Origin of the sequence: Bartonella sp. AA81SXKL, assembly GCF_042196945.1 — a bacterium.
GTDB lineage: Bacteria > Pseudomonadota > Alphaproteobacteria > Rhizobiales > Rhizobiaceae > Bartonella.
This window is the reverse complement of sequence record NZ_JBHIRH010000245.1, coordinates 1-710: the sequence shown is the minus strand read 5'-3', so window position 1 is coordinate 710 and position 710 is coordinate 1. Positions and strand designations below refer to the sequence as shown.

The 710-nt window shown below is 35.2% G+C and carries 2 protein-coding genes; both read right to left on the bottom strand.

Going from position 1 to position 710, the window contains the following annotated elements; all coding sequences use genetic code 11:
- The coding region (locus tag ACFINZ_RS10880; RefSeq protein ID WP_375701524.1) for an FAD-dependent oxidoreductase at positions 1 to 167 on the bottom strand (167 nt) is incomplete at its 3' end.
- A 37-nt stretch (positions 168 to 204) separates the two neighbouring features.
- Positions 205 to 444 (bottom strand): zinc-finger domain-containing protein, encoded by a 240-nt coding sequence (locus ACFINZ_RS10875; RefSeq protein ID WP_011180854.1) that lies wholly within the window; start codon positions 442 to 444, stop codon positions 205 to 207.
- Positions 445 to 710: the final 266 nt, after the last annotated feature.

Sequence of the window (710 nt, the reverse complement as noted above, 5' to 3'; positions counted from 1 at the left end):
CGCGCAAAAATACACGTTGCATTTGGAGTAAGCTGAATACCCGCACCTACACTCTCAAGCTGTTTGCGCTTTTCGATGATGGTGCTTGCAATTCCTTTATAAGCAAGTGCCAAAGCAGAGCTTAAACCAGCAATACCACCGCCAACGATAATTGGTGATTGGTTCATGAGTTACTCTCTTGCATTTGAAAAAAAAGAGCAGACATTATTTAGGGTTATATAAACATCCCGTTGGATTTGTTTGATTGTACGATAGTGAGGGATCATAACGATAAAGCGTTGAACAATAAGGGCAAATTTTTTCATCAGTTGATCCCATGTCAATAAAGATGTGGGGATGATCGAATGGTTGTGTGGCACCTACACACATAAACTCTTTCACACCAATTTCGATTATTTTATATCCAAGATCATTTTGGAAATGGGGAATATTATAATCAGCCATGGTGTACAAACTCCGGATAAATTGCCTGATAAGGCATGATTTGGATTAGCTATTGTATACGCTATAGTTTGTGATAAAGCTTCTAATAATGCAAGGTGCTTTTTAAAATAATTGGTCTATAAGAATAATTGCGATAATTTTAAAATATAAATGCTATCAGAGAAATTGGGACTTGATGTGTTGTAATTACGGTAACATATCGTAAAGCGTTATATGATATATTTCTTCATAAGAATTTTGGAGAGTATACAAGGAAAAATATCTAA